Source organism: Streptococcus sp. SR4, from assembly GCF_000517725.1.
Classification (GTDB): Bacteria; Bacillota; Bacilli; order Lactobacillales; family Streptococcaceae; genus Streptococcus; species Streptococcus salivarius_F.
The window spans coordinates 1-893 of record NZ_AZYW01000015.1 but is presented as its reverse complement, the minus strand read 5'-3'; the positions used below and the strand labels follow the sequence as shown (position 1 = coordinate 893).

Genomic DNA, 893 nt, shown 5'->3' with positions numbered 1-893 from the left:
TTTTGATAAGTAAAGTCAAGTCCATTTATGGTTGAAGTGAAGATAAAAACAAGTATTTTGTGGGCTTCCACGCATTTCGGACGATTAGCACTTTTGCCGAATAGTAAAGTGAACTGGTTGCGCAAGATTGCGTAAGAGAATCCCTAGGGTATGACAATGACTACCTAAAGAGATTGGCCGGGAAAGCGATGGTAATTCATGCAATGCACCTTGCTAAACGTTGCCACCGTGGAAAGAAGAATCTTTCCAACCAAACAACTTTTCTATACTGCTGTCTATCTTTTGAGATAGACTTACTCTCAAGCTACTAAGTCTTCTTTATATCTTAGTAGCTTTTTTACGCTTACAATAAAGGAGAAATTATGACTAACTTTTTTCGCACTACAATGTAAACGCCTCTATGATAACTATGAATTCACCTATAACATGTTTAGCTACTCGCCTAAACTACAAGCTAAACTCTATGCACAAGCTCTTATTGACCTCGAACATTTAGTCCAAGAAGCTCGTAGAAACAGCTATCCTAGTGGTGATATTCAGTTCTATAGTCGACAGTTTAAACGTAAACTATTTACCCACTATTACTCAAGAGTGAAGCAACTAGCTTAACTCTTTTTCTTTTGCTTAAATTCAGAAAGGAAAAACCTATGATTCCAGAAACACTTGTTATGAAACCAGATTTTATCGGCCCTGCTTACTACGAAAAATTAGGAAATGCTCCTCGTTTTATCTTTGGTAAAGAAGGCAAATACCAACGTCATATCCTTAATAGCGAAAAGCACGGTGCTTTTCACGTCATTACCCCTGCTTCTACCACCGTTTTCCCAGAAGATGCTCTCGTAGAAGCGGTCAACCCAATTTTTCTCTCAGACACGGCTCTAAACGGCAACTCA

General features: G+C 38.5%; 2 protein-coding genes. Both read left to right on the top strand.

The features are described 5' to 3' along the window. Window positions 1-426: 426 nt before the first annotated feature. Complete coding sequence (locus tag HMPREF1519_RS10645) at window positions 427-609, top strand: hypothetical protein (RefSeq protein ID WP_081721214.1); 183 nt, start codon at window positions 427-429, stop codon at window positions 607-609. A 38-nt stretch (window positions 610-647) separates the two neighbouring features. Beyond that, window positions 648-893 (top strand): hypothetical protein (locus tag HMPREF1519_RS01990; RefSeq protein ID WP_037611084.1); only part of this gene is annotated, 246 nt, incomplete at its 3' end.